Below are 5,162 nucleotides of genomic sequence, written 5' to 3'. Positions count from 1 at the left end.
TTCTCCATTTTTTTGCTTACCTCCACCTTAATTCCTTCTTTCAAAACTATACCTATCAATCGTTTCCCCTTTTTTTAAGTTTCTTCTCTTTTTGTTAAGAAAGATCCGACTAATGGATAGCTTGATAAGGGGGGTGCCGATAGGCGGGGGGATCCTCCTTGATCATGGGGGTGTCTGACAATTTTTAATACCCACCTACTTAGAATTTCGTCTTTGCTTCCTTAATAGTATAACTTTACTACAAAAAATCGGAGCAAATATTTAGGGACGGTGATGATTATCAGATATAAAATCAGCAACTTCGGAAAAGCGAAATATGGACAGTCCAGAATCTAGGCAGCCGACCTGTAATAAGGCGAAGGCAGACTCGGATAAACTCGCCGGATGTGGCGGAAGACTTCTTCGGTTTTTTCTTCCACTTCTTCTTCCGTGTAGAGATCGACGGGTAAACCAGTATCATCGCTGTATAAAAAGTTGTGAATAGTAGTTTTAACCTCCGCCCGACTGGATTCTTTATCTGGCCAACGATCGATCTTTAGTTTCTCTTGTTTTAGGGTTTTCAAAAGCTGCGTGGCGATCTGTTTAATTTTTTCAATGTCTTGCGGTGATAGATTCTCTTTGGTTAAAAGGTCGAACAGGGCGAGGGATTCCTCGTCTAATCCCTCGCTAACCGCCCGTTGGGACTCTTGATCGAGTTCCTGAATAAATTCTAATAAGGCCTCGAAGGTCTGTTCGATCGCCACCCGATCCTTCTCGAAATTATAATCAGCGATGATCCGCTCGTAATGCTCTTGAAAGTTCGTCCGTTGCAGATTCTGCTCGAGCATTGTTCGGAGACGGTTTTCGATGGCGTTTTTGAGAGTTTGGACGGTGGTATTCTTACGATCGCTATTGGCGAATTCCTGTTTCAGACGCTCGAAGTTGATTTTACTGATGTTGTACAGTGGGGTATCATCGGCCCTCGCTTCGGTGGTTACATCGATCGCCCCGTCGATTACCGATCGCATTTCCAAGAGAATTTCCGCGATGTCTATTTTCTCCCGATCACCTTGAATGCATTTATAGATCAGTTTAATCGTGTCGTGAGCCGGACGGTAGTGATTAACCGATGGCTGATTAAGACAGGCCTTAAAAAGATGGAAGACCTCTTGAGAGAGGAGTCCAAAATTTTGTCGGGCCTGATCACTTCGATTGATCGCTTCCTTCGCGTCGTTAATGGCTTTATTGAAGGCAAAACTAGGTATTTTATATTCGAGGAGTGCGTCTAGGGATGCGTTACTTTCCCCCAAAAATTCTTTAACTGCCTCGATCGATCGGGCCAATTCATCCAGTAAATTTTCTTGCGGTTTCGTGGGGTCGAGACTAAGATGGTCTTCCCTGCGTCCCTGATCGGAAATTTGGGCGAGATCGGCGAGAGCTTGACGGAGATTTCTGAGGATTCCGCAGTAATCCACGATTAAACCGTTGGTTTTGCCCTCGTTAACCCGGTTAGCACGAGCGATCGCTTGCATGAGCGTATGAGCTTTTAGGGGTTTATCGAGGTAGAGGGTGGAGAGGGAGGGAACATCGAAACCGGTCAACCACATGGCGCAGACGATGGCGATCCGAAAGGGGTGATCGGCTTGTTTAAAGGCATTTTCTGGGCTGATTCTTTTACCGTCCGCCAGTTCAAAGCCGTTTTTGATTACACTGCGATGGCTGGTAATATCTAACCCTTGTTTCTGGAATTTGTCGATCTCTCCCTGTTCCTCGCTGACGATCACGGCCGTTAGGGTTGCTTCCATCCATTGAATCTGACGCTGACGATAGTTTTCCTCTTGGTCATCGGTAATTTTTTTGAGGTCTTTTTTCAGTTGTTGGATTTTTTCGCTCCAGTAACGATCGATCAGGTTATGCAGCTTGACACAGGTGAGCTTGTCGATACAAATCACCATGGCTTTGCCTGTTTCCCAAGCGGTGCTGTAATGTTCAACGAAATCACGGGCCAGCGCCTCCAACCGCTGCGGGGCCGTCAGGATGTAGTAATCCCTTCTTAATTCCCTTTCTAAACGGTCTTCTATCTCGACATTTTCGATCTCTAACTCTTCGATTTTGGCGGCGATCTGTTCGTTGAGGTCGTTGACGGCGATCGAGAGTTTATCACCCCTTGCATCATAGTAGAGGGGAACGGTGGCTTTATCCTCGACCGCTCTCTGGAAGTCGTAGGTGGAGACATAATCCCCGAAATAGCGTTTAGTGATCTCGTCGTTGCTGACTAGAGGGGTGCCGGTAAAACCGATAAAACCAGCGCCCGGAAGTGCAGCCCGGAGGTTGCTGGCTAGGGTTCCGTACTGGGTTCGGTGGGCTTCGTCGCTGATAATGATGATATCGTTTCGGGAGTTGTAGGGTTGGTCGGGATTGACGGTTTGGTTGAATTTCTGGATGAGGGTGAAAATATAGGCTTTATGGTCTCCCAGAAGACTCTGTAAGTGTTCGTTACTGGAAGCTTGGCAGAGTTCTTGCTCGTTATTGGTCAATCCGGAACCGGCAAAGGTATAGTAGATTTGTTTATCTAGATCTTCGCGATCGGTACAGATAACGAAGGTATAGTTTGCGCCTAGTTTACGGCGAATTTTGCGGGTGAAAAAAACCATAGAGTAGCTCTTTCCAGAGCCTTGGGTATGCCAGAAAACCCCTAGTTTGTTATCTTTTATCCCACCCTCCCGCCATCTTTTCACAGAATCGATCGCTTGGTTAACCCCTAGAAACTGGTGATTTCGGGCGATAATCTTGCAGGTTTTGCCAGTGGAGTTATCGAAAAGGACATAATTTTCTAACAGATCGATAAAGTTATTTTTATCGCAGACTCCTTTGAGCATGGTTTCCATATCGACAATGCCGGGGTCACTCTCGGCCAGGCGTTTCCATGGGTGAAAGTGTTCGTATTTGCCGCAGAAACTACCTATTTTCGCATCTATGCCATTAACTAAAATCGCAAAGGCGTTATAGGCGAATAGATGGGGGATAGTATCAAGATAGTCCGATAAATTCTCGTCGTAGGCCGCTTTTAGGTCTCGGTTGAGGTTTTTCGCTTCTAGGAAGAGTAGGGGAATGCCGTTAACAAAACCTACCAAATCCGTGCGACGGAGGTAGATTTCCCCCTGTATCCACAGTTCTCGAACCGCTAGAAAATGGTTATTGCTGGGTTGGTCGAAATCAAGGATTTTTAGGGTTTGTCTAATTAGCTCTCCTTTGGCGTTGCGGTAGCTCACCTGTACTCCATCGAGAAGGAGTTGATGTTTCTCTTGATTGGTGGCCAGAAGGGTTTGACTGGAGTTGATTTCTTCGATTTGGAGAATAGCGGATTTATAGGCTTCTTCGGGAAGATTGGGGTTAAATTCTCGTAATTTCTGTTTTAGGTAGCGTTTGAGGATAACTTCTTTCTGATTTTGCCGTCCGAGCAGGCTGTTTTCACCGTAATCCTCTTGATTATAAGCATAGACACTCTGCCAACCAAGTTGATCTCGCAGACAGTTGGCGGTGAGTTGTTGTACTTTATCCTCGGTGGTCATAGGGTCGATTGTGCGGGGGAGTGGTTTATTTTATTAATATTGCCAATTTTCAGGGATTTTTACAGGTGCGATCGCTCTTTTTGCCTCTACACCTCGATCTCTCCATTCATAAGTTTCGGAAGTAGTATGTCACGCGCTTGTTTTAGTTTTTGATTTTGCCTAAAAAGTATTTTAATTTGCTCATCAATAGAAATTGTTTTATCTAAAAAAATTGCGAGAATGGAATCTTTTGGCTTTATTAATTGAACGTTTTCTAAACCTGCTTTCGTCACCGAGGCGAATATAACACCACTACCTATCATATCTTCTTTAAAAAAGTAATTTTTAAGATGATAATATAAAAATCCCTGATAATTATGTTTTGCTCGAATCGCTGCTAGACCACGACCGATAATAATTTTTTCTAAGCTTATATTCATTCTGCCCACAGGAGCGCGAACACTGAATAATATATCTCCTTCATTGGCTATTCTTGTTATTTTTGCACAGTAAACTTTATTTTCTGGAAATCTTATCCCAAAATTGGTAACGCCTTGGTGAAAAGGCAAACCAGATCGATCTTCATTATAATATTCTGACTCAGGACTTTGACCCATTGTAAGATCGGCAATATCTTTTAAACGCACTTTCTCCCACCCTTCAGGAATACCATCGATAATCGGGGTGTGTTCGTGTCCGGGGAAGCGTAAACGGACGAACCATTCCTTGTAAAGTAAACGGGCTGAACGTTCTAATAACTCGATGCGGCGGCGATTATTTTCGATTAAATCATCATATTTGGAGAGGATATCGGCGATTTTCTGTTGCGTTGTAACATCGGGGATTTTAATTTTCACCCTATAGATTTTATCGGGCGATGTATGACGAACTTTTGTTCCAGAAGCACTTCCACTAATTTGACCGCGAATAGAATAAGTATTAAAGAGATAGTAGAGAAAATTTTTGTTAAATAATTCTTCGTCTATTTTATCAATTAGTCCTAGTCGCTGATTGTGGAGAAATCTATCATTTTCGGGAATCAAAGCGGAGCTACCTAGAAGACCAGCATCTTGTTCTGTCATCGCAATGATAATATCGCCTTTTGATAAAATAAAATTTTCTGGAATACTTCCCGAATACGCCCTGTCCTTCTCCGCTCTCAGTCTAAAGCCTCCTTCTTCATAAAAATTACCCGGTGTCAAAACAATATATTTTCCGCTGTTTACAAAAAATTCACTTTTGAAGGCGTACCCGTGTTTTATATGTATACCCGCTCCTAAAGTAGTTTCTCGCCATGTCATCTAATTATCTTCCTCGCCTATAGCTTTAGGATTTTCCAGCTAAACAAATCGCCCGCAGATGTAACCTTTTCTAACTTACCAAATTTGGGAATCACCGGTGAGAAGCGGGACTTTTTATCCCCTTCCGGTTCCCCCCTTGAAAAGGGGGGCTAGGGGGGATTACCAAGCTTTTCAAGGGGGACTTACGCAGCCATAGCGCCCGTCTCACCTCCAGCACCCCTACCGCGCTCCGATTCCGGTTCCGGTTCCCCCCTTGAAAAGGGGGGCTAGGGGGGATAGCCTTGAAAAGGGGGGCTAGGGGGGATAGCCTTGAAAAGGGGGGCTAGGGGGG

At 44.4% G+C, this 5,162-nt stretch carries 2 protein-coding genes; both read right to left on the bottom strand.

The window, feature by feature from the left end:
- Positions 1–332 precede the first annotated feature (332 nt).
- The gene (locus PX482_RS13170) at positions 333–3,551 is read right to left on the bottom strand and encodes a type I restriction endonuclease subunit R (protein WP_288093496.1); all 3,219 of its coding nucleotides are present in this window, start codon (positions 3,549–3,551) and stop codon (positions 333–335) included.
- Between the two features lie 86 nt (positions 3,552–3,637).
- On the bottom strand, positions 3,638–4,831 hold the full coding sequence (locus tag PX482_RS13165) for a restriction endonuclease subunit S (protein ID WP_288093494.1): 1,194 nt from the start codon (positions 4,829–4,831) through the stop codon (positions 3,638–3,640).
- Positions 4,832–5,162 lie beyond the last annotated feature (331 nt).

The sequence above is a fragment of the Microcystis sp. M53602_WE12 genome (assembly GCF_030065455.1).
Classification (GTDB): domain Bacteria; phylum Cyanobacteriota; class Cyanobacteriia; order Cyanobacteriales; family Microcystaceae; genus Microcystis; species Microcystis aeruginosa.
Note: the sequence above shows the minus strand (reverse complement) of the source record. Positions and strands in the feature narration are given on the sequence as shown.

What these genes read in the sequence shown, in the direction of transcription:
- PX482_RS13170 (WP_288093496.1), bottom strand. Translation starts at nt 3,551, where the DNA reads ATGACCACCGAGGATAAAGTACAACAACTCACCGCCAACTGTCTGCGA.
- PX482_RS13165 (WP_288093494.1), bottom strand. Translation starts at nt 4,831, where the DNA reads ATGACATGGCGAGAAACTACTTTAGGAGCGGGTATACATATAAAACAC.